Raw genomic sequence first — 21,604 nt, forward strand, 5'->3', positions numbered from 1 at the left:
GCGTCTTCGATCGCAACCGGACCGGGAGCGAGCGACACTATGTGAAGGTAAAGGTTCACGCACCGCCGACGGCTTCGCCGGGCTTGAGCGGTCACGGGGGACGAACCGTCTCCCCCGTGGCGAACTCGGCTTGTCCCGGTGCAACTCCACAACGTTTAACGTGCCGGGAGATGCGGGTCAGCCAGCCCGAGGCTCCGAGCTGAAGTCCGTACGGCCTTGGGACGAGACTGTCGAATCCAAATGCCGGATCTGAGCATCGGACGGCGCGCTTGGAGGGATACCATTATCGCGCCCCCCGTGCGAACCAGACGACACGTGAGCCGGAACAGACAGGGACGGCGCGGCTTCCGAGGCCGGCCACATACTCCAATCAAAGTTGAACGGCATCTGCGACGATGAGGTTGACGTTGACCGGACTGTCTCCTGCCCTGTCCGTTCTGCCTCCTGGAGTTGCGCCGGCGGGACCACTCCGGACCAAGGTGGGCTTCCTTCGATCATCTCCAGCTGATTCAGACCGTGAGCATCGGGAAGGATCGGCGGCCGAGTGATCACGCGCCCCTGCTTACCGTGCTGCGCGCTCGCGTCGCCGCGGTACGTCGCGTAGTCGTGCCCGTGCGCCGCCCATGCGCGCTGCGTGATTTGATGAGCGAGGCTCGTCGTCGGCGCACCGCCCTCTGAATTGGCGCCTTCGTTCGACTGCTGCTCGACGGCGCGGCCTTGCGGATGGCCGAGCATCTTTTGGCTCTTGGCCGGCCTCAACTCTTCGATCTCATGCTGGTCGTTGAAGAGGAGCTCCTCGCCCGGCGGGAGGTCGCCGATGTGAAGCTCATCCATCAACTCATCCGCGGACCACTGGCCGTCGTGCCCTCCATTCAACGGACGAGACTGTCTAAAATCGAGTGCAGGCTCTTGGCGCGTGGATGGCTCAAGGGACGACGGACCGACTTCATCGGCCATCTCCAACAAAGACTCCGGAGTATCGCCTAGCGGGGGGAGGACTTTGGGCCAATTGAAGCCTCCCTGCGGCGCGCGTTGCTGCCAAGCGGCTTCCCATGCCCTCGGCAAGCCTGTGATCGGCGCCACTCCGCCCGTCTGCTGGCAGGCTCTGAGCCGATCGAGAGCCATGAGGAGGAGCCGTTTCCGACCCGTGTCGAACGAGGTGGCATCTTCGTCCAGCGACTTGTCACTGAGGCGGGCAGCAATTCCCGACTTGTTGTTTGCAAAAAGCCACCGGCTGAATCTGCGAAGAGGACGAGCATAATTCGTCTTCGCGGTGATCTCCTGGTACCCCGCCTTGACGAGAGCGTCTTCAAGCTCTGAAATTAGGGACATATCTTCGGGATGGAACGGAGGACGGACGAGGTCTCTCGCTCCATCACGGAGATGGTCGAGTGCGGCGCCGACCGCTCTGTGACCACCGGCATCCTTGTAGCGCTTGACGTCTTCATCCAGCGAGTCGTCTTCGTTCCACGCTTCTTCGTAAAGCCGAGCAGCAATGGCTGGCTTGTTGTGCTCACGCAGGTAGTGACTGAAATCGGTAAGAAGACTTGCATAGGTCGTTGCAGTGCTTGAATTCCCTGTGGTCGCAGCTTTGCTCTTGTACTCTTTGATGAGTGCCGTGTCCTCGGGATAAGCTGTCAGGTCCGGCCGGCCTTTTACCGGTGCGATTCCACCCATTGACTGGGAGGTTCGGAGATGAGCGAGTGCCGTGCGTACGTTGGTGGAACCACCCTTTCTTGTGAACTCCTCGGAATCATCGTCGAGCGATCCATCGTCAAGTCGAGCAGCAATGCCGGGCTTGTTGTTCTTGAACAACCAGCGGTCAAAGCTGAGAAGCCGATCTACATTGGCTTTGGCAGTGCTGTCGGCGGCGTTGCCCTTGAGAAGCGCCTCCTTGAGCCCCAGGATCAGGGGTAGATCTTCAGAATAAAGAACTTCGCCGCGACGACCTGGCAAACCCCAACCTGATTGATCCGCCTGCAGCGCCGGGTCGCGCCGGAACGCCTCATCGCCTCCAGGAGGCGGCATTACGCTGTATGCGTACCCCGCATCATGCTCATTGTTGATGAGAAATTCTTCGTCCGGCGGGAGGTTGTTTCCGTCAAGTTCAACCGGCAATTGGTCGGCCTGCTGGCTATCGCGAGGCCAGTTCAACCGAACGGATTCGTTGGAGCCTGGTGCCTGTTGGTGGCGCGCGGTTGGCTCAAAAGACGAGGATCCGGGTTCGTCTATCTCTTCCAATGGCAGATCACACTCGTGACCGGTTGCAGGAAGGACTTCTGGCCAGGTCATACCGCCCTCCGGCCCGCTGTGCTGCGCCTCTTCATTGCCAATGCGCCTCGACTCGATCAGGGCCGCGTCCTGGACGTCCGGATTAGGAGAACTATTGCGCGTGAGTTCCAGCATTCGGGTGCCCGCAGGCGACCTTAGGAGATTGTCCAATGCGGTTCCGATCGTCCTGTGACCGTCGGCATCCGCCATATAAGAGCTGGCGTCATTCACGAGCGACTCGTGACCTAGCCGGGCAGCAATTCCCGGCTTGTAGTTCTGGCGCAGGTAATGACTGAAATCGGCGAGAAAATTTGCATAGTTTGCGGCGCTAGGTCGAAGGTCAGTCGCTTTATACTCCTTGATGAGGGCCGCGTCCTCAGGATACGGATTGAGGACAACGCGGCCTGCGAACGGCGCGATTCCGCCTGCCGACTGAGATGCGCGCAGATGACCAAGCGCCGTAAGGACCATATGCTTCCGACTGTTGTCAAAGGCCGCGACATCGCGGTCCAGAGTCATGTCATTAAGCCGAGCAGCGATTCCCGGCTTGTTGTTTTTGACGAGCCAACGCCCCAATCTGAGAAGACTACCTACATTTCCCTTCGCGGTGCTTTCGCAGGCTCCGGCTTTGATCAAGGCGTTCTCAAGTCCCAGAACAAGCGACGCATCCTCGGAATAAACGGGGCTGTTGCTGCGACCTACCAAAATCCTGTTCGATTGACCCGACCACGGAGGCGAGTCGGCCGGCACGGCCGCAACGCTCCGAGCGGCCGAGACCTGCCTTAGCACGCGCCTCCCTGAACTGCCCGCTTCGCTCGGCTGTCGCTCAACGGCTATTAGTTGCCGATCTTCCAGAATCCTCTGCCTCTTCGCAGGCCTCGCATCGGGCGCGTCCTGCTCATGATTGAAGAACACCCGCTCGACTGGCACCAGAGCGCTCCCGTCGAGCGCATCCATCTCCCCGTCCCAAGTCCATTGCTGATCGTGGGGCAAGCTCAAGTCACCCGCTCCGGAATTCGCTATGTCGAAATGGTGTGCGGTTGTCTCAAGAGACGGCGAGAAGCTTCGTTCGTCTATTGTCGCCAAAGGTGGATTCTCGGGATCTTGCGCGGCAAGGATTTCCGGCCAGTTGGCAGTCTCCTCCGAGACGTCGTGCCCCGCAGAGACATCCCCGACGCGGCTCGGCTGCGCGAGAAATGACTCTTGGAGGTCAGAAATGGGTGGAATATGGCGTCGGACTTCCATCGCTCGGACGCCGGGCGGAGACGCCAGCAGATGGGCAAGTGCGGCACTCGCTTTTTGGCGACCACCGAGGCCCGCCTCCTTGTAACGTTTGGCATCTTCATCCAACGTTGCATGGCCGAGCCTCGCGGCAATGCCGGGCTTGTTGTTGTCACGCAGATAGTGGCTGAAGTCGATAAGAGCCGTTGCATATCTCCTGGCGGTCTCTGTTCGTGCTTCTTTCTTGTACGCTTTGATGAGCTCCGCGTCTTGAGGGTAAGGATTGAGGTCGACGCGGCTGGAAATGCGGACAATTCCGACAGCAGATTGGGAGGCACGCAGATGCCTGAGCGCCGTAAGCACGGCCCGCTCCCCGCATTGCCTGAACTCCTCGGCATCTTTGTCGAGCGACTTGTCATGAATCCGCGCAGCAATCCCGGGCTTATCGTGCTTAACAAGCCAACGGCCCCATCTGAGAAGACAGCGTACGTTATCCGTCACGGTGCGATCGGCGGCGCCAGCCCTGATCAGTGCCGGCCTCACCGTCTCGATGAGAGCCGCGTCTTCCGAATAAAGGGGGTCCCCGCTTCGTCCGACGAACGCCCAAGTTGATTGGCTTGGCGGCTGCGCCGAGGGATCGAGCATCGCTCCCCCGTCGTCGCCATGCGGAGGCGGGATGTATGGGGGTCCACTCGTCCGCGTCGGCCGTTGCGCCTCCGATGCCGATACATCGATTTGCGTAAGCGCCTCGGGAAGCGATGATGGGCCAGCTTCGTCCATCATGCGACCAGGCAGGTCCTGCTCGTGATTACCCGCTCGAATGACTTCTGACCAGCTGGCAGATCCCTCCAATGCGCTAGGCTGCGCAGCGATGTCCCCAGCGTGGCTCGGCTCGATGAGACCTGCCTCTTCGAGAGCAGGAACGGGATTAAGGTAATGCCTAAGTTCGATCACTCGGGCGCACGCCGACCCTTTGAGATGAGCCAGTGCGGCACGCTGCGCTTGCAAGGTCGCTACACCAATTTGCGGAGGTCGATCGATAGGCGAAGATGGGTCGGTCTCGTCCACCATGCCAGCAAGCAGATCCTGCTCATGACCTTCCACAGCGAGGATCTCTGGCCAGTTAACAGCAGCCTCCGACGCGCTGCGCTGCGCAGCTGCGACATCAACGAGCCCAGGCTCGATGAAGATTGCGCCTTCGGGATCAGGGACGGCAGCGATATGGCGTCCATGCCCCCTTGTTCGGACGCCTGTTGACGACCTTAGAAGATGAGCCAACGCGGCGCCGATCTTCGGGTTGCCACCAGTCGCCTTATAGTCCTCAGCGTCTCCATCGAGAGACTGGTCGCCAAGTCGGGCAGCAATGCCCTCCTTGCAGCTTTCACGCAGGTATTGACCGAAGCTGCGAAGAGCACCCGCATAGACCCTCGCGGTGTCCGTCGCCGCGTCATTTTTGTACTCTATAATAAGGGCCGCATCCTCCGGATAAAGAGTGAGGTCGGCGACACCCGCAATCGGCGCGGCCCCGCCCGCCGACTGCGACGTCCGCAGATGATCCAGCGCCTTAGGCGCGCGCTTGGAACCACCCTTGCTGATGAACTCGCTGACATCGTTGGTCAGCGTACTGTTATTAAGACGACCAGCAATCGGCCCCTTGTTGTTTTCGAAGAGCCAGCGAGCCAAGCTGAGAAGATGACCCGCATTGCTCTTGGCGGTCCGTTCGGCGGCCCCGCCCTTGATGAGAGCCTCCCGAACCTCCTGAATAAGGGGCACATCTTCGGAATGAACAGGCCGCTTGCCACACCCTATCAAAACCCCGCTTGAGCGCGCCGGCTGCAGCGGCAAGGCAGCCGGCACAGCCTCGCTGCTTACTCCCTGCGATGCCGTCGCGAATTGTTGCCCGCTGACGTCCATGATGGATTGCGCATCAGATGCTGATCCACCCGATTGATGGGTGAGGAGCTGCATGGGCCTGCGAGCGGGCGATCTGGTGACCTCGCTCAGCTGGCGCTCAAAGGCCGCCGAGTCGACCAGAGAGGCGTCTTGCGAGCCGACGTTGTCCGATTGTCGACGCATCGGGTTCGTTGAGGTGAAGTCCATCCGCTCTCGCTTTCGAAGATGAAGGTTGGGGCTCCGGCGTATGCTGGTCTTGAGCCGCACATCGAGGGCATTTATGGGTTCAGCCGGGTTGAACCGCGCACCAGGGTCATGGGGCCCAGCATGCCGTCGCCAAGCTCCCCAAGCAGGGGTTGCTCCGATGTTGTTCCATTGCGATCCACTTCAGCCGACTGGAAACCTACGCTGGTTTGCTAGGAGAAATAGCTGTCGGGAACCTGACGGACGCAATGCTCTTCCTAACCGCAGCGTGAGAGAGAAGCCGGCAGCGTCCCGCAAACATGCGGACCATACTCAACCCTACGGCATTGATATCGCCCAAGCTATGGCGGGCATTGTGCTGCAACGAAAAGTACTTCTTGAGCGCAACGTTCAACACTGAGCTGCTGAATATCATGACTTCATTCAGATGCAGGAACGAGACCTTGATCTCTTCATCCTCGAAGAACTTTATAGCGGTAACGGCTTCGATGACTGGTTTGTGGAAAAGTCGGGCTCAAGGGTTTCCGGTGCGAAAAAGCCGAATTTCGGTTTCTGCAAAATCCAGCGCGAAGTGGGCGAAACCGACGTGCTCGCGGTCTTCTCGGAAAATTTCGAATCCGTTGCTGTTCTTATTGACGATAAGATTGCCGCCGATTTCACAGAACGCCGGGCAAATCGTTACCATGAGTGCGTGTTGAACGAACCCGCTCCGCGGGAGGGCGAGGCCATTTATCTGAGAGGCATCTGTTTGAGAGGATTGGGCCGCAAGTCCGTTCCTCTTAATCCAGGAGTGCCTCATGGCCACGATGAGTTCGAGCCCGCTGCGCCGCCGCATGATCGAGGATATGACGCTGCGCAACTTATCACGGTCGACGCAGCAATCCTATGTGTACGCGGTTGCGAACTTTAGCCGACACTTCGGCCGATCACCTGACAAGCTCGGCCTTGAGCAGGTGCGCGCGTACCAACTGCACCTGATCGGGTTGAAGCGGTCGTGGACTCACATCAACCAAGTGACGTGCGCGTTGCGCTTTTTCTATGCGGTGACGCTCGGGCGCAAGGAGGCGATTGAGAACATTATTTCGGCCCGCGAGCCGATCAAGCAACCGCTGGTGCTGAGTGCGGAGGAAGTCGCCCGTTTCCTGGAGGCTGTACCGGCCCTGCGCGACCGCGTTGCGCTGGTGACGGCCTACGCTGCCGGGCTACGGGTCGGCGAGGTCAGCCGCCTGAAGCCCAGCGCGATCGACAGCAAGCGCATGCTGATCCTGATCACCGCCGGCAAGGGCGGCAAGGATCGTTACGTGATGCTGTCGCCGCGGCTGCTTAGCATCCTGCGATCCTACTGGTGTCTGGCCAAACCGCGCCATTGGCTGTTTCCGGGGCGCAATCCGGACGATCCGGTGAGCGTCGCCACGCTGCAAGAGGCTTGCCGCAAAGCTCGGCAACATGCCGGCCTCGATAAGCGGGTGACGGCACATGTTCTGCGGCACAGCTTTGCTACTCACCTTTACGAGCGCGGGACTGATATCCGGCTCATCCAAGTCCTTCTTGGCCATGCGCGATTGTCATCGACGGAGCGCTACACGCAAGTCGCAACCAATCTGATCGCACGGGCCAGAAGTCCGCTCGACGATCTCGACGCACGATTGAGATCTCGGCCCGAGTAGGTGCCCGGCGCACGTCCGGCGTTCGAGGTGGCGGACATCTTCCGCCAGCACGGCGACGCGTTCCGCGTCGCCCACGCCGGGCACCTCAGCCGATCCCAGCTGCGCGTGATGGGCGCCATCGAAGCGTGCCGGACTGCCGCGCTCGGTGGTCACGTCGAGTGCTGTGTCGACTGCCGGCACCAGCGGATCTCCTACAATAGCTGCCGCGACCGTCATTGCCCGAAGTGCCAGAGTACGGCAGCCCGCGAGTGGCTCAGCGCCCGCGCTGCCGACCTGTTGCCGGTCGAGTACTTCCATGTGGTGTTCACGCTGCCGGCGCCGGTGGCGGCGATCGCCTATCACAACAAGGCGACCGTCTACGCGATGCTGTTCGAGGCAGCGGCTGAGACTTTGAAGACGATTGCGGCCGACGAGCGGTACCTCGGCGCTGAGATCGGTGCGATCATGGTGCTGCACACCTGGGGCCAGACGCTGACCCATCACCCGCACGTCCACTGCATCGTGCCGGGCGGCGGGCTGTCGGCGCACGGCGATCGCTGGATCGCCTGCCGACCGGGCTTCTTTCTGCCGGTGCGCGTGCTGTCGCGTCTCTACCACCGGCTGTTCCTGGAGAAGCTGAGGGCTGCTTATCGTGCCGACAAGCTGCGTTTCTTCGGCAATCTGAAGCACCTCAGCGATCATTCAGCGTTCGATACAGTCCTTACGTCGCTGCGCCGCATCGAATGGCTGGTCTACGCCAAGCGACCTTTCGCCGGCCCCAAGCAGGTTCTAGCCTATTTGGCTCGCTACACGCACCGCGTTGCCATCTCCAATCACCGGCTTCTCGCAGTCGATAATGACGGCGCCACCTTCTCTTGGCGCGACTATCGCGACGGAGCACGGATGAAGTCGATGACGCTCGCGGCCGACGAGTTCATACGCCGGTTCTTGTTGCACGTCCTGCCCGATGGTTTCCAGCGCATCCGCCACTATGGATTTCTCGCTAACGGGCATCGCCGTGCCAAGCTCATGCTGATCCGTCGCTTGCTTGCGGCAACGCCACCTTCGATTGCTGATCAGGCGCCCGAGCAGCAGCCTGCGTGCGCAGTCGCAGACACATCCGAACGACCGCCATGCCCCTGTTGCGGAAGCCGCATGGTCGTTATCGAGATCCTTCCCGGACCTCGTCGGGGTAATCTGACGCCGGACACCTCATGAACCCAATCGCGCACGATAGTTTTCGCCGATATCACTGCTACCACGCTCTGGCCGACAGCGGGTCGGTGCTCGCCCAGCCATGCTGCAATTGCCGTTGCAAGCACGATTCCGCTCTTATTGCACACCGAGCCGGCCGAGCCGACTCGGCTGCGCACCAATCTGTGCATTTACCCATCCCCAACTGATCGCGGATCGCGCACGTCTGCGGCGCCCTCAATCCCCATAACCGCTTGAGCTCCCGGCCCGCGGCTTCGTTCAACCCGGCTTGAGCTGCGTCGCGCTCGTGCCTGGGTCGCGCATCCTCAAGCGCGACCCAGCTCAACCCTAAAAATTCCAGAGCATCGTGATCACCATTTCCAGCTGATCGTGATCGCTATTTCCAGCGATCGTGATCGGGGACAACGGGGAGGTGCGCACCGCTGACAGTCTGCAACCGGGGTAGCTCGGTCTTTTGCCTAAACCGCAGAGGATCGAGATGCCGACAGAGAGACTGTCCATGCGCCACATTCGCGAAGTTCTACGCCTGCACTTTAGCGTCGGCATGTCGCAACGCGCCGTTGCCCGCAGCCTCGGTCTGGCCAAGGGCACGGTCAGCAAGTACGTGAACCGAGCCCGCCGCGCCAGCCTGACCTGGCCTTTGCCGCCGGAGCTGGATGACGACGTCCGGCTCGAGAACCGCCTATTTCCACCGCCTTCCGATCGGCCCAACGACGAGCGTCCGCATCGGGATTGGGCGCTTGTGCATCGCGAGCTGCGGCGCCCGAACGTCACGCTGATGCTGTTGTGGGAGGAGTATTGCGACGCAAACTCCGACAGCTTCAGCTATGCGTGTTATGTTGCGGCCGGATTTATGTTGTCGCTGCTGAGCGAACCAAGGATTTCGCCAACTCTCCTCGGCTCGCTCCGCAACGTAAGAGTGTGACCTTTCGGCCTACAGGGCCTTCAAGAAGGCCATCAACGACGGGAGAGAGGGTTGTCGAGGCGGCGGCCTCAGGCTGCTGATATCGACCCTGTCTAACGCCTCTGCTTTCATCTCCAGGTCGACTTCAACATAGATGTGCGTGGTGTCTAATGACACGTGGCCCAGCCAAGCACGGATCGTGTTGATGTCGACGCCGGCGCGCAGCCTGCACGGCCGTTGTGTGCCGAACCGTATGTGGGCTCACGCGCTTCATCGCCAACGTCGGGACCGTTTCGCCCGCCATAGCGGCATATTGCGTCACGAGACGGTGTATTCCGAAGCGCGTCAAAGGTTGGTTCGTCCGCCCGAGAAAGACCCCTTCACTTTTGTTCCGGTCGGCTACAAGGCGAGTCAACGAGGTTGCCGTCGTTGACCACAGGGACAGATTCTGATCTTGTTTCCCTTGCCGAGAAGCCGCACTGACGGGGACGCCCCCAGTTGGAGATTGCCGACCGTCAATTTTGCTGCCTCATCGGCGCGAGCACCGCTGTTGTATAGGAAAAGCAGCAGAACATGGTCGCGCACCCCAAGACTCGTGCGTCGGTCAAGTTGGTTTAGCAGCGCGTCCATCTCGGCCTTTTCGAGGTATCCGATCGCTGTCTTGGCCGTCTTCTTGAACGGCACTGCCCGTATCTCGGAACACCAGGCCAAGTGGACCGGCGAACGCGTCCCGATAAAGCGCGCCAGTGAATGGATGGTCGCCAGCCGTTGGTTGCGGGTAACCTCGCTGCACTGGCGATCGCGCTCCAGGTGGTCCAGGAACTTGCGGACGACTTCCGGCGTCAACTCTTCCACGTCATGCGATCGATGGCGCAGCCTCCCTGCTTGCTGGCAAACGGCAGCAACAATGTCAGCGTGTCGCGGTAGCTGGCTTCGGTGTTGTGGGAAAGATTGCGCTCGGCGACCAGATGTTCCAGCAAGAACCGCCGGATCCACGGACCAAGCAGGCTCTTATCCTTCATGGTCGGCCTCCATCGCGTACAGAGCAAAGCGCTCGCTGGCCGCCTGGAGGAGATCCGGCGTCATCTGCAAATAGCGCTGGGTTGAACGGCTATCGATGTGGCCAAGGTAGGTTGCGAGTTGCGGAAGTAGTCGCTGCACCTCCTGGCCGGAGCGATACCATGCGATCACCCGGTGCACCGCGGCTGTGTGGCGAATATCGTGCAGCCGTGGAGGTCGAGGCTCGCCGACAGGGCAACTGAGTCCGGCGGCTCGGCGGACATGCTGAAACCAGGAGATGACCCGCACATAGTGCCAGGGTCGACTGCCGCGCGTAGTGAATAATGGAGATTCTTGTCCGCGCGGCAACCCTGATGCCTTGACAGCCGCGACCTTCAATCCGGCCCGCAGCCTGTTCACGACAAGCGTGGCAAGCGCCTCACCTTCCACGTCTTCGGCGATCATAAGCAAGGGCTTGCCGCTCTGCACGACCGCTTCCAGCAACGGCAGCATCGGTTGCAACACCGCAGCAAATTCGATGAGATTGCAGGCCGGCTGCGATCAGCGGCCGGTGCAGATGTCTGGGATCAGTTGTTCAACGGTGCGCGGCCCCTTCCTTTCGATGGGGGCGGCACGTTAAGGATCGATCAGCCGAAACGATGAAAGCCGCGAGATGGTCGCTGAATGTGTTCTTCCGGGTGGCCAAAGATTGGCTGCCATTGGAATCATCTGGAGAGAAGAGAAAGCTACGTTCACGATGAAGAGGGAGCGATGGCGATCCTCCAATGGAATGACGAGAGAAGAGCGACGTGATGGACAGCTGCACGTTCAGGAGAGCTCATTAACGGTCAGACTATTTAGTCAGAAAGCGCGGGTATACGAAGGCGCCTTGATCATTTCGGCGTCCTTTTCGCTAACGGCTTCAGCGCGAACAACTCGTACCACGAGGCGCGCTACTTGTTTGGTTATGCTTGCGACTATCACTTTTGCCTTTTCGCCATCGAGCAGAAAGCGGGCATGTTGCGACAACATGTCCTTTGCATTTGCAAATCGCCTCTGATCGGCAACGTTCAGCGCTAAATCGCGATGTTCCTGCGAGATAATTGTGGGGCGTCGGAACATGAGCTGGCGACCAATTCCGCTCTTTGGCTCGCCTAGATGTGGGAAGGCATCGACACGCGGTGTCCACAACTGAGCTGGTCACTGAGAAGCGCGGATTGAGTACGACATCGAGCAGATTGCTTTTTTTGGCGAAGGCCCAGCGCTTCAAATCTGTGATTCACCACCTCGCAATGTTGCCGCCCTGAAGAAGGCACTGGCAGCCGAGCACGTGATGCCTTTGGAGATCGCAGCTGAATGCTTGGCGCTAGGTGTCAGAAGTTGTTCTGTGTTTGAGAATGGAGTATGTGCCATGGTCCTTCTGAGCACCCGAATCCTGGAAATCACCAAGAAATTGCGGGAAGGCGTGCGATTGCTGAGGGGGTCTTTTGCATCTTGGAAAGCGGGCTGCCGTCGAGCTGTAGCGTCTTACCGAGCGAAGAAAACTCCTGCGCGCGACGTGAGAGTTAGAGCTGCGGTTGAGCAGGTTCGGAGCGGCGAAACCATCGTGTCCAGCGGAGTTGCGGCAGCCAACCGTCTCGGTTGGACGACGCAGGTCGTTGTTCGGGAGGTTTATCTAAGGTACGGTCTTTCGCGTGAGCCTTACATCGGCAAGCAGATGGTGGAACTCAAGCATGCGTCCGGTTTGCAGCTAGTGCTTGCAAACGGTGGAGCAGGTGCGGGGGTCCGCGGCGCTTGCCGGGGCCGCGCCAAGGCAAGACAAGCGCTGCGGTCCGTCAGCCAGAAACTCACTCCGGCTGAATCGCTCGGGCACAGCGTGCTGCAGGATGACGCAAGTCAAATGGCTCTTTCCGCGAACTTCGACAGTGATCTCGCCGCCTTTCGCGCTTCGGATGCTGGTCCAGTTGGTCGACTTCCATCGTCGCCTTAGGGAGCTCCCGCATGAGCCGAGCAGCGCCGGCTTCTAGATTGGTGATCCGTTGCACTTGCTGCGCACGCAAATTCTCTCGGCGCCGGCCGCACGCAGAGGCAAACTGCAGTACGCCTACTGCAGCAAAGGTGGCATCAGAGGGTGAGGCCGCGATCATTGAGCACCTTGTCTCTTAGAGCGCCCTTGATCTCACGGGCGATTTGTTTACGAACTGCGGCACCCAATTCCCGCTTGGCATCCTCGACGAGGCCAGCTTCAGCCTCTGTCAGGCCTCTGTCGGCCAGCTGTTGCTCAAGTCGGCTGTCGAACTCGTTCCCCATTGCAGCAATGAGCTGGTCCTGCGCCATGGCGTGGTCTTCGGGTGCGATGCGACGCACCACGTCGTCCCAAGGTTGCCAGTCCACCGCCAAATAATCGGCGAATTCCGCCGCCTCCCTGTTCCGGACGGATGTCTCTGCGAAATCAACGTCAGCGTCGGTGACGCCGGAGACTTCAAAGAAGCGCATGTCCGGCGCGACGTGCTGCAGTCCCAGCCGTTCGCGTAGCTTGTTTTGATAAGCAAGAAAGACCTCAATGGCGTCGATGCCTTCGACGTTGTTGCCCGAGCCTAGCGACTGAACCTTCTCGCGCGCAATTCTCTCCAGCGCGTCCAGGCGGAACATGACCCGGCCCAGATCGACGAGATCGGGAAGTCGAGCCTTGTCGTTATAGGCGCCGTTCTCGACGTCTGCGATGAGGCGTGCGGTCTGCATGCCGTTCCAGGTCAAAGTTCTGCGATCCTCGCAGCTCTGGTTGGCGTCCAGGGCCAGTTGGAAGTAGCGCGTAACCAATTGCGGGTTTTTCGCTGCCCCCCGCAGATCATTGGCCACCGACTGCCGGAATTCTTCATTCTCAGCGTTCACGGAGTCGAACAGTTTGCCAAGGAAGAGCGCGTATTCCCGGGCGCCCGGCTCTTCAGCAACGCTCTGCCAAACCGCCAGGACCTCTTGATCGCCGTCCTGTGGATTGCCCCGGAGCCAGTCTGCGACCGTTTCAATGAGAGCATCGGCCTCTTCATCGTCTGTCCCGGACCATTCACTAACGTCATTGCGTGGAAGGTAGACGGTCGGACCGACATAGCCTTCGGCGCTTAGGACTGTATCCAGGTTCGTCAGCACCTGTTCGGGCAGCGGATTTTGAGTCGCATATATCCTGCTACTGGCGCCTAGCCGCGTCAGCAGGTCCTCGGGCAGGCTCGTCAACTGGTTTTGGCTGGCGTCGAGAAGCTCCAGTGAAGCAGGGAGGGCCTCCGGCAAACGCGTTAGTTCGTTTTCGCCGACGTCGAGATACCGGAGCCTGGCAGGAAGAACCTCCGGCAGATTCGTCAACTGATTGTTGCGGGCGTAGAGAAGCCGGAGCGAAGCAGGGAGGACCTCGGGCAGGTCTACCAATTGATTGTAGTTGAGGTCGAGAAACTGCAGCGCAGCAGGTAGGACCTCAGGCAAGTTCCTCAGCCGGTTGGAGCTCGCGTCAAGACCTCTGAGCTCGGTCGGAAGCGCGGGCAGGCTGGTCAGCTCATTGCCCCTAAGGTCAAGACGCTGGAGCGAAGGAGGGAGGCTATCCGGCAGACTTGTAAGCCGATTGAAGCCTACATCCAGGACGACGATGGCGTTCGGAAGTGGAGGTAGGCTAGTAAGCCTCAACGCTCCGAGATTCAGTCTGGCGGCCTCACCCCGAGCGTTCAGTCGTCTTACAGCTTCTTCCCGATTCTCAAGCGGGCCCGTCTCCGATTCGGTAGCCCAATTCTCAAGCACCTCGTGGTCAACGTCCTCTGCATGGGCTGAGCCCCCGGAGTTTGCTGCGTAGCCTGTCAGGAATGCGTCCCACTGCGCCTCCGGTCCGCTTTGCTCGGCCTCTTGTCTGGAAGATGTAGAACGGAAGAAGCCTCCGCCGCCGGGCTGAATTTGTCTTCTCTCAAAAGGATCCATCTTACCCTCCTTACGAAACTGAGTAGACTCAGTCACGGTGGCATGCTCTAGCACCTAAGATACTTAGCTTTCGAAAAGCTGACAGACTGTCCAGCGCGGCGGCGATGGCCGCGTTCGCCTCGGCCAGCGAGAAGAAGGTCTGTCGGCGAAGCCGCCCCAGGATGTAGGTCTGGGCAAAACGCACCCCGGCTTCCACTTTTGCCTTATCCCGGGGTTTCGCCATCATCCCGTAGCTGCGATTGATTTCAGGATCGTAGAACGAAGCCCTGTGCACGCCGGACTTCAAATTGTCGGGAACGATTAGGCGTGGCACCCCGCCAAAGAACCGGAACATGCGGACATGGGCCTCGATCCAGTCCGGAAGTGTCTGCGTCCAGGTCGCCTCGGCGTAAGTATAATTTGAGGCGCCAAGCACGGCGACGAAGATTTCCGCGTCGCGCACAACCCCGGTTTCGCGATCGACGATCATGATTTCCTTGCCGGAGTAACAACAAAGACCTTGTCACCGGCCGGATGGTCCTGTCGCATCGTCGGAGACAGACGCCGCTCGAACTCCCGGAATAAATCGCAGAACCGCGAAATATGTTCACGATTACATATTAGAGAGCGTTTTTAGATTGGCGGCGCGCAGCACCCAACATGGGCACTCGCGAGGGGCACCGGTAATCTAAAAACGTGTTGGACGAAGCCGCGGGCACGCTGCTGCAGCTATGGGTGTTGAATCACTGCGCCGTTGTTTGTGAACGTCGTGATCTGGACTGGAGACAAGTCCAAAGCGGACATTATCACGAAAGTACTGGGTGGAAGCGAGATCTGGGAAGCGAAGTAGCCGAAAATGCGAAGCGCCGGAGGTTTGACGTCGGAAGAACGACAACAGGGTTCAGGCGGCGGTGGTGGTGCCTTAGGGATTGGGCGCGGCAGCAGCTCCAGCGGGCTGGTCGCCGCGCAGACTTTGTTCGTGGCTATCCGGAGCTATTGCGCGGTTGTGGACAGGCTGCGATGGCCAAGCAAGAGCTGGATGGTGCGAAGATCGGTGCCGGCCTCGAGTAGATGAACGGCGAAGGCATGCCGCAGCGAATGCGGTGTCACGGGCTTGGCAAGGCCCGCTAACCGATGCGCCTTGCTGCAGGCGTCCTGCACCGCGTTGGTCGATATCGGCTCGTTGGGGATACCGCCGGGAAACATCCACGTGCTCGGCCGGACGGCGCGCCAATAGTCGGTCAGTGTCTCCAGCAACCGTGCCGAGAGCATGACGTAACGGTCCTTCTTCCCCTTGCCTTGATCGACGCGTAGCACCATCCGCCGTCGGTCGATGGCCCCCGGCTTTAGGCGTACCGCTTCGGAAATGCGCAGACCGGCGGCGTAGCATGTTGTCAAGATCACTTGATGCTTGAGGCTCTCCACGCAGCCGAGGAAGTGCAGTACCTCTTCGGGGCTGAGGATGACGGCGAGCGTCTTGGGCGCCTTTGGACACGGAATGATAAGGTCGAAATCCCATTCGAAGCCGAGCGTGATACGGTACAAGAAACGGAGCGCTGAGACGGTCACGTGGATCGACTCGGCGCCAACTTCTTCTCGTTCGTCAGATAGACTTGGTAGGCGCGGACATCTTCCGGCCCAAGCAAAGCCGGCGACTTCGCAAAATGGCGGGCGAACTGCGAAAACTGCAGCAGATAGGAATCCTGCGTATACGGTGACAAGTTGCGGATCTGCATGTCGTTTATCATGCGTAACCGAAGCGGGGTCATTGAAGGCTCCTTGGCAAAAAAACGAAAACTGTCCGAGGGCAGCAACGCCATCTTGCTCGAAGCCAAGCCTATGAACGCTGCAAATTACGTCTCACCATGGCACGCCAAAGCAGTTACACTTGCTTCAGCCGCATTCCTTCATCCGACGATGGGCCACTCTTGCCGAGTGTTCTGCCGCGGAGCGGCTTCGTCCAATTCGCGTTATGTTGCGGCCAGATTTATGTTGTGCAAGGAGCGATAATTGCGGGGAGCGTGAACACTGTGGGCATTGTTCACGCAACATAATTCGACGTCTGGGTAGCGAACCATTTGTCCAGTGGAGGCTCGCTATGGAGTCGTCCGTGAAGATCGGCTAAGCAATTGAGCTAGAATCGCATTTGTCGTTGCGGACTGTTTTGCGATTGCAGGATTGCGCCCTTGCTGGTGAGCTTCACCTCGTCATCGGCAAGGATTTCGAAGCCATCCCCGTTACGCTTGCGGATGGCGCGATGCCTGAGCGAGCGAAGACGGATGCTCGTCTTCGCCCGGGTAACGAACAAAGCCTTGCTATCATTGATCTTCTGCCACCAGTCGAAACGGCAATAGCCCTTGTCAAACACATAGGTGGTGGCGGGCTGGATTGGGGTCTGTCGGCCGATCTCGATGTCATTGACGTTCGCGGCCGTCATCTCGACGCAGGTCGGGACATCGCTCCTTGGGTCGTAGACGACATGCAGCTTCATGCCGCGGATGCGGCCGTTCCACGTCGCCCAACTGCAGACCTTGCCGAGCGGGATCGGACTGGCGTCGATCAGACGCACCATCTCCATGCCTTCACTCCGCAGCTGGCGACGCGCCATCGCCGACAGCGCCGCAAAGGTTTGCGCGAAAATGCCGATCGGACGGCGGGCATTGGCATCGGACAACGTCGAGCGCGACAGCTTGCCGGTTCCCAAGTGATAGTGATGCTGCGAATTGGCGTTGAAGCCAGTCACCACCCCGCGCAGACTGCTGTTGCCGCTAAGCTGGGCATAGATCAGCGCCACCAGATGATCCCAGCTCCTGAACGACTTGTCGTAGGCATCCCCGTCCAGACGATCCACAACCGTCTGAAACTGCCGTCGATTGATCGGTTCAAGCAGCCTTCCAAAAATGCTACCGCGATATCGCATGCTCGGCCCTCTGTGTCTCGACAACCAGAAAAGACCGATTTGCCTCGGTCCTGCCGAGCATGCACCGCGACACAGTGAATCATTCCCCGGACACCCCTGCATGCTCCGGAGGTGGAGTGCATCGGCAAGGGTAAGGCCAGCGCTCCTTACGAGTTCGGGGTGAAGGCCTCCATCGTCACCAACAACCGCCGTGCTCCTGGGGGCCTGTTCGTGCTGCACGCCAAGGCGCTGCCCGATAACCCCTACGACGGTCACACCTTGCGGGACGCCATCGACCGCACCGAGACACTCACCGGCTGTGCGATCGAGCGCGCCTATGTCGACAAGGGATACCGCGGCCACGACGCGCAAGATCCCCGTCGCGTCTTCATCTCCGGCCAGAAGCGCGGCGTCTTCGGTGTCATCAAGCGCGAGCTGCGCCGCCGCTCCGCCATCGAGCCCATCATCGGACACCTGAAGGCCGAAGGTCACCTCGGCCGCTGCTACCTCAAGGGCCGCCCAGGAGACGCCGCCAACGTCGTCCTCTCAGCCATGGGCCACAACTTCCGCCGCATCCTCGCCTGGCTCAGGAAGCTCTTGCGCTTCATCCTGATCGCTCTTTGGCCCGCCTTCGCAACCCCAGTCGCCCTCGACCCCGCTTGACGGACGACTACCGAATTTATGCCACGTGCAATGGTGACGCGCCGAGCGCCTCCTGCCGATTGCCGATGCCGCATCTTCATGAAGGCGACGGCAGCAGAGCGCTGAATCGCCGAAGCCGCAGCGTTGGAGAGCAACTGCTGGCGGAAGACTCCATTGCTACCGATTGCGATGCTATTCGTCGCATTATTTGCGGAGAATGCGAATTCTCGAATTCTCCTAGCGGACATCTATCCGGCCATGAATAGGGCAAAGATAGAGCTGTAGTTGACATTAAATTGCTGGTATTGCTACAAAAATGAGCACTCACAAACCGGACAAAGAACCGGCCAAATCAGCGGTCCCAGACAGAGGTGAAAGCACCGGCCTGATGGAACCGATGCTTGTCTCCGAAAGCTCGGGACGCCGAACCCAGCTCGCCGACCTCTCGGTCGAACTGGCGGCAAAGTCGGCCGCTTTCAGGCACAGCCTGCCCAGGGGTGTTCTGATCTCCCTGGCTAGGCTCGTACGTTCGATGAATTGCTACTATAGCAACCTGATCGAGGGGCACGACACTCACCCGATCGATATAGAACGCGCACTCAAGCACGACTACAGCGCCGACCCCAAGAAACGCGACCTGCAAGAGGAAGCCATCGCCCATATCGCCGTCCAGGAGTGGATCGATGAGGGAGGCCTCAATGGTCGCGCGACGATGCAGGACGGCATCATCGAAGTCCATCGCCGCTTCTGCGAGTTGCTCCCGACAGACCTGCTTTGGGTCGAGAATCCGGACACCAAGGAACGTGTCGAGGTCGTCGCTGGCAAGCTGCGCGACCGCGACGTTGCGGTGGGCCGCCATGTGCCGGTCAGCCCGGGCGCCCTGCCGCGCTTCCTCACCCGCTTCGAGGAGTCGACGCAATCGTCGCCTCGGCCTGCGCCCACCACCGCCTGCTTTGGATTCACCCGTTCCTGGATGGAAATGGCCGCGTTGCGCGGCTCATGTCCTATGCCATGCAGCGGGAAACGCTCGACACCGAGGGCTTTTGGTCCATCGCGCGCGGCCTTGCCCGCAACGAGGCGACCTACAAGCAACATCTTACTGCCTGTGACATGCAGCGCCGCAACGATCTGGACGGTCGCGGCACGCTAAGTGAAGAAGCATTGGCGGAATTCGCGATCTTCTTTCTGCAGACCTGCATCGATCCGGTCACCTTCATGCAAGGGCTCGTGCAATCCGATCATCTCCGCAACCGCATCCTGATCTGGGCCGAAGAAGAAACACGGGCCGACCGCCTGCCCCAAAAATCAGGAGCCATTTTGGAAGCGATCCTCTTCCGTGGTGAACTTCCGCGCGGCGATGCCGCTGCTTTACTGCAAACAAGCGAGCGCAGCGCCCGCAGGGTTACATCGGCCCTCCTTGAAGCGGAAATTCTAACCTCCGAAAGTCCGCGGGCGCCGCTACATCTCGCCTTCCCGGCGCGGCTCGCGTCGCGTTGGATGCCGGGACTGTTTCCCAGGTAGGATTGCGCGGCAATGACAGCGAGAAATCAATTACCTCGCATGGGCCGGGCGAGCGACCCGCTAAGGCCGGTAAAACGGCTTCGCTGTCACGATCTTTACCAACTCGCTTTGCGCGAGGGAGTAATGTCGCCGTAGTGCTCACCTAGCGTCTCACTTCGCCAGTCCTCAAATCACGTCCGGGAGTGCCGCGGCGCATCATTATTAGGTGCGGCGATAAGCGATGCCAGATTTCAAGGTCATTGCTCGCCTGCATTTCGACGAACAGACCATGTTCGTCGGTGCGAATAACACGCCCAGCGGTATCAGATGTGGTCGCCAAGACAGTCTTGGGTCTCTCGGTGAGCTGGCGCCGCACAAGACCTCCATCGCCGTCCCGTAGAAGGAATGCGAGGAGAACACGTCGAGGCAGAACTTGTGCAGCGCCGATTGGAGGGCGATGGAAGGCGTGGTCGCCAGCTTGTCGCGCAGCGCCAGCGTGCGCTCCTCCGTAAGCTCGGTCAGGACGATCCGGCAGCGTCTTTATCGTATCATCATCCTTGCGATCGGCCGAGCCGTGCGGCCGATCAGCTCAATGCCAATAACTTGCTTCGACGGCGGCGTACTCATCTGCTGATGCCTTTATAAAGGAGAGAGATTTTTCTGCGGATATCGAGTCCGACTACGCGATCGTCTGGCATCGGCTTCGCGGCACACAGCGCCTCGCCGTAGGTCTGCGAACAGGATAAGCTAAGGCGCCCCGCCCCACAGGCTACCGGGCCGGAAGGCTGGCGACTGCTGACCATCCGATAGGACCTCGTGCGGCTCACCTCCAAATGTCGATGATCCAAAGTCACTTCGGCGCGCTCGGCTCGACAGCATCCCCGACGGGAGGCCGATGACGTAGGCGTGACGGAATAGATCGGAGCCAATGTCGTTCCGTCCGAGCGCCAGCAGCTACGCTGCGGCTTCGTCAGCTTTTCGAAAGCTTGCTCTGGTAGGATGTCTGCTTAGGTGATCTTGGATGTGAGGCAACGTGGACCCGCACAATTGTGACCCATCAAATGTAACATTTTGGTCGCAGGTGCAGCATGCCACCTCGGAACAGCAGCATGAGGGTTCGGCGAGACAAAAGGCGTTTGAGCCGTTCTTGGCGACGGCGCTCCCAGCCAGCACCGGTACCTGTCCTCATCAGTCTGAAGACCGGCGCCGAATTGATGACGCGACTAATAATGCTGCGGCTCGGAATGATTAAAAGCAGTATCTACCGAACGTCGCCGATCGCGGGCATGTTCTCCGCTTTCGACGTCAAGCGTTTGATCCGCGCAATCAGCAATCCTATCGCTCACGTCAACGAATTCTAATAACCGAACGATGAAGGCGCCGTTGAGCAATCTTCGCGTTTGCTGCGAGCCGGCTGCTCGCAGCGCGATTCCGCCCAAGGCCCCCTCAGAGGACGACGAAAGTTTCATTGAAATGGTGACTCGTGCCAATAGGCGCAGCGAGACCGCCCTTGACCAGCATCGCCCTGCCCTTCGCAGATTCTCCGAGGCGCTTATTCTAGAGGGCCAGACGATATCTGGACTGGACCACGACTCGCGGATCAGGTCCGCTCGGAGGCTGTTCCCGCGCGACAAAAATCTCATCTCCGCGTTAAATTTGTTTCGTGCTGCGGAGCTCTGCGCTAAATTTGGTTCGTGATGCGGAGCGCGCCTTCCGGTCCAGGCGCTTCTTCGAGCGGGCAGCTGAGCATTGCGGCCTTGACCGAGTAGTCTTCTGTAGTCATTTGCACGGCTACGGTCGGGTTGGGCGACACGGCACGTGACCACCTATTGCACTTAAGAGCATGTCGCTCTGATGGAAACTCGCTGTTGCGGTGGCGTTGGAACCTACCGTCCGACCTAGCTGGGACGATCGGCTCGCTCTGTCCGAAATCAGATGACGGGCGATATTCAGGTACGGCGCATCGGCGCCGACGAAGTGGATAAGCGTTTGGAGCGTCTCGCCGACATCCTCATTGACTGCGTCGCCACGGCCAGTCGCTCAGCTTTCTGCCACCGCTAACTCGACGACGTGCGCTGGCGTATTGGCGTAGCATCGCGGACGCGGTCGTTTGCAATGGATGCGTAGCTGCGGAAGATGGTGCAGGTCGGATTGTTGGCACAACCCACATGGTACCTGCCGCGTCAATTGCATCGCGCTCGAGTCGTCAAAATCCTGGTTGAAGGAAGTGCACGCCGTCGCAGCATCGGTCGCCGGCTGCTCGCGGCTGTCAGC

15 protein-coding genes and 5 pseudogenes are annotated in these 21,604 nt (G+C 59.8%); 10 read left to right on the forward strand and 10 right to left on the reverse strand.

Translation table 11 applies throughout. The features are described 5' to 3' along the window. Positions 1-177: 177 nt before the first annotated feature. A complete protein-coding gene (locus tag J2R78_RS06255) occupies positions 178-5,592 on the reverse strand; it encodes a hypothetical protein (protein ID WP_253603444.1) in 5,415 nt (1,804 codons plus the stop codon). A 424-nt stretch (positions 5,593-6,016) separates the two neighbouring features. Between J2R78_RS06255 and J2R78_RS06260 the strand changes: the two genes are divergently transcribed. From J2R78_RS06260 to J2R78_RS06275, 4 genes are all read left to right on the forward strand, one after another. Further along, entirely contained in the window at positions 6,017-6,499 is a 483-nt protein-coding gene (locus J2R78_RS06260) for a hypothetical protein (RefSeq protein ID WP_253587796.1), read from the forward strand. Then, positions 6,387-7,256: a site-specific integrase gene (locus J2R78_RS06265; RefSeq protein WP_253587798.1), complete on the forward strand. Its 870-nt coding sequence runs from the start codon at positions 6,387-6,389 to the stop codon at positions 7,254-7,256. The genes J2R78_RS06260 and J2R78_RS06265 overlap by 113 nt, the downstream gene beginning before the upstream one ends. Further along, complete coding sequence (locus J2R78_RS06270) at positions 7,257-8,453, forward strand: IS91 family transposase (protein WP_253603446.1); 1,197 nt, start codon at positions 7,257-7,259, stop codon at positions 8,451-8,453. A 496-nt stretch (positions 8,454-8,949) separates the two neighbouring features. Further along, on the forward strand, positions 8,950-9,375 hold the full coding sequence (locus tag J2R78_RS06275) for a sigma factor-like helix-turn-helix DNA-binding protein (RefSeq protein WP_176731254.1): 426 nt from the start codon (positions 8,950-8,952) through the stop codon (positions 9,373-9,375). A gap of 390 nt (positions 9,376-9,765) precedes the next feature. Here J2R78_RS06275 and J2R78_RS06285 read toward each other — a convergent pair whose 3' ends face one another. The 4 genes from J2R78_RS06285 to J2R78_RS06300 all read right to left on the reverse strand — a co-directional run bounded on the left by J2R78_RS06285 (position 9,766) and on the right by J2R78_RS06300 (position 11,475). Beyond that, positions 9,766-10,209, reverse strand: a complete 444-nt coding sequence (locus J2R78_RS06285; protein WP_253603449.1) for a tyrosine-type recombinase/integrase — start codon at positions 10,207-10,209, stop codon at positions 9,766-9,768. Then, complete coding sequence (locus tag J2R78_RS06290) at positions 10,197-10,376, reverse strand: site-specific integrase (protein WP_176731253.1); 180 nt, start codon at positions 10,374-10,376, stop codon at positions 10,197-10,199. Before J2R78_RS06290 ends, J2R78_RS06285 begins: the two co-directional genes overlap by 13 nt. Next, positions 10,366-10,866, reverse strand: coding sequence for a hypothetical protein (locus J2R78_RS06295; RefSeq protein WP_176731251.1), 501 nt, complete (start codon positions 10,864-10,866; stop codon positions 10,366-10,368). Before J2R78_RS06295 ends, J2R78_RS06290 begins: the two co-directional genes overlap by 11 nt. A gap of 348 nt (positions 10,867-11,214) precedes the next feature. Then, positions 11,215-11,475, reverse strand: coding sequence for a hypothetical protein (locus tag J2R78_RS06300; protein ID WP_069275652.1), 261 nt, complete (start codon positions 11,473-11,475; stop codon positions 11,215-11,217). A gap of 289 nt (positions 11,476-11,764) precedes the next feature. Here J2R78_RS06300 and J2R78_RS45110 point away from each other — a divergent pair, with 289 nt between their 5' ends. Continuing rightward, positions 11,765-12,343 carry a DUF6088 family protein gene (locus J2R78_RS45110; RefSeq protein WP_375166987.1) on the forward strand — a complete coding sequence of 193 codons (579 nt, stop codon included), beginning with the start codon at positions 11,765-11,767 and terminating at the stop codon, positions 12,341-12,343. A 134-nt stretch (positions 12,344-12,477) separates the two neighbouring features. On the opposite strand, the gene J2R78_RS06305 is transcribed toward J2R78_RS45110, so the two are convergent. The 4 genes and pseudogenes from J2R78_RS06305 to J2R78_RS06320 all read right to left on the reverse strand — a co-directional run. Continuing rightward, positions 12,478-14,310, reverse strand: coding sequence for an NEL-type E3 ubiquitin ligase domain-containing protein (locus J2R78_RS06305; RefSeq protein WP_253587806.1), 1,833 nt, complete (start codon positions 14,308-14,310; stop codon positions 12,478-12,480). Between the two features lie 64 nt (positions 14,311-14,374). Next, positions 14,375-14,889: pseudogene (locus J2R78_RS06310) on the reverse strand (IS21 family transposase); the annotation flags it as partial. Positions 14,890-15,186: 297 nt separating this feature from the next. Next, positions 15,187-16,058, reverse strand: a pseudogene (locus J2R78_RS06315) (site-specific integrase); the annotation flags it as partial. 413 nt (positions 16,059-16,471) lie between these two features. Continuing rightward, positions 16,472-17,209: pseudogene (locus tag J2R78_RS06320) on the reverse strand (IS4 family transposase); the annotation flags it as partial. 99 nt (positions 17,210-17,308) lie between these two features. Here J2R78_RS06320 and J2R78_RS06325 point away from each other — a divergent pair. Continuing rightward, positions 17,309-17,851 (forward strand): annotated as a pseudogene (locus J2R78_RS06325) (IS5/IS1182 family transposase); the annotation flags it as partial. Positions 17,852-18,182: 331 nt separating this feature from the next. Here J2R78_RS06325 and J2R78_RS06330 read toward each other — a convergent pair. After that, positions 18,183-18,689 (reverse strand): hypothetical protein, encoded by a 507-nt coding sequence (locus J2R78_RS06330; protein ID WP_210185738.1) that lies wholly within the window; start codon positions 18,687-18,689, stop codon positions 18,183-18,185. On the opposite strand from J2R78_RS06330, the pseudogene J2R78_RS45115 reads away from it, so the two are divergent. The 4 genes and pseudogenes from J2R78_RS45115 to J2R78_RS44685 all read left to right on the forward strand — a co-directional run. Then, positions 18,605-18,823, forward strand: a pseudogene (locus tag J2R78_RS45115) (Fic family protein); the annotation flags it as partial. The gene J2R78_RS06330 and the pseudogene J2R78_RS45115 sit on opposite strands and share 85 nt — an antisense overlap. A gap of 6 nt (positions 18,824-18,829) precedes the next feature. Further along, the gene (locus J2R78_RS06335) at positions 18,830-19,351 is read left to right on the forward strand and encodes a hypothetical protein (RefSeq protein ID WP_245313722.1); all 522 of its coding nucleotides are present in this window, start codon (positions 18,830-18,832) and stop codon (positions 19,349-19,351) included. A gap of 220 nt (positions 19,352-19,571) precedes the next feature. Further along, positions 19,572-19,730, forward strand: a complete 159-nt coding sequence (locus J2R78_RS06340) for a hypothetical protein (RefSeq protein WP_176731252.1) — start codon at positions 19,572-19,574, stop codon at positions 19,728-19,730. Positions 19,731-21,265: 1,535 nt separating this feature from the next. Continuing rightward, complete coding sequence (locus J2R78_RS44685; protein ID WP_256558526.1) at positions 21,266-21,391, forward strand: hypothetical protein; 126 nt, start codon at positions 21,266-21,268, stop codon at positions 21,389-21,391. The last annotated feature ends 213 nt before the right edge of the window (positions 21,392-21,604 follow it).

This window comes from Bradyrhizobium sp. USDA 4538, from assembly GCF_024171045.1.
In the GTDB taxonomy this organism is placed as follows: domain Bacteria; phylum Pseudomonadota; class Alphaproteobacteria; order Rhizobiales; family Xanthobacteraceae; genus Bradyrhizobium; species Bradyrhizobium australafricanum.

Excerpts from the sequence above, each read along its gene's own strand:
- J2R78_RS06335 (WP_245313722.1), top strand. The coding sequence starts at position 18,830 with ATGTCCTATGCCATGCAGCGGGAAACGCTCGACACCGAGGGCTTTTGG.
- J2R78_RS06255 (WP_253603444.1), bottom strand. The coding sequence starts at position 5,592 with ATGGACTTCACCTCAACGAACCCGATGCGTCGACAATCGGACAACGTC.
- J2R78_RS45110 (WP_375166987.1), top strand. The coding sequence starts at position 11,765 with ATGGTCCTTCTGAGCACCCGAATCCTGGAAATCACCAAGAAATTGCGG.
- J2R78_RS06295 (WP_176731251.1), bottom strand. The coding sequence starts at position 10,866 with ATGCTGCCGTTGCTGGAAGCGGTCGTGCAGAGCGGCAAGCCCTTGCTT.
- J2R78_RS44685 (WP_256558526.1), top strand. The coding sequence starts at position 21,266 with ATGACGGGCGATATTCAGGTACGGCGCATCGGCGCCGACGAAGTGGAT.
- J2R78_RS06300 (WP_069275652.1), bottom strand. The coding sequence starts at position 11,475 with ATGTTCCGACGCCCCACAATTATCTCGCAGGAACATCGCGATTTAGCG.
- J2R78_RS06340 (WP_176731252.1), top strand. The coding sequence starts at position 19,572 with ATGCCAGATTTCAAGGTCATTGCTCGCCTGCATTTCGACGAACAGACC.
- J2R78_RS06260 (WP_253587796.1), top strand. The coding sequence starts at position 6,017 with ATGCAGGAACGAGACCTTGATCTCTTCATCCTCGAAGAACTTTATAGC.
- J2R78_RS06290 (WP_176731253.1), bottom strand. The coding sequence starts at position 10,376 with ATGAAGGATAAGAGCCTGCTTGGTCCGTGGATCCGGCGGTTCTTGCTG.
- J2R78_RS06305 (WP_253587806.1), bottom strand. The coding sequence starts at position 14,310 with ATGGATCCTTTTGAGAGAAGACAAATTCAGCCCGGCGGCGGAGGCTTC.
- J2R78_RS06265 (WP_253587798.1), top strand. The coding sequence starts at position 6,387 with ATGGCCACGATGAGTTCGAGCCCGCTGCGCCGCCGCATGATCGAGGAT.
- J2R78_RS06275 (WP_176731254.1), top strand. The coding sequence starts at position 8,950 with ATGCGCCACATTCGCGAAGTTCTACGCCTGCACTTTAGCGTCGGCATG.
- J2R78_RS06330 (WP_210185738.1), bottom strand. The coding sequence starts at position 18,689 with ATGGCGGCCCACCGCAACGTCGCGGTCGCGCAGCTTGCCAGCGACGAC.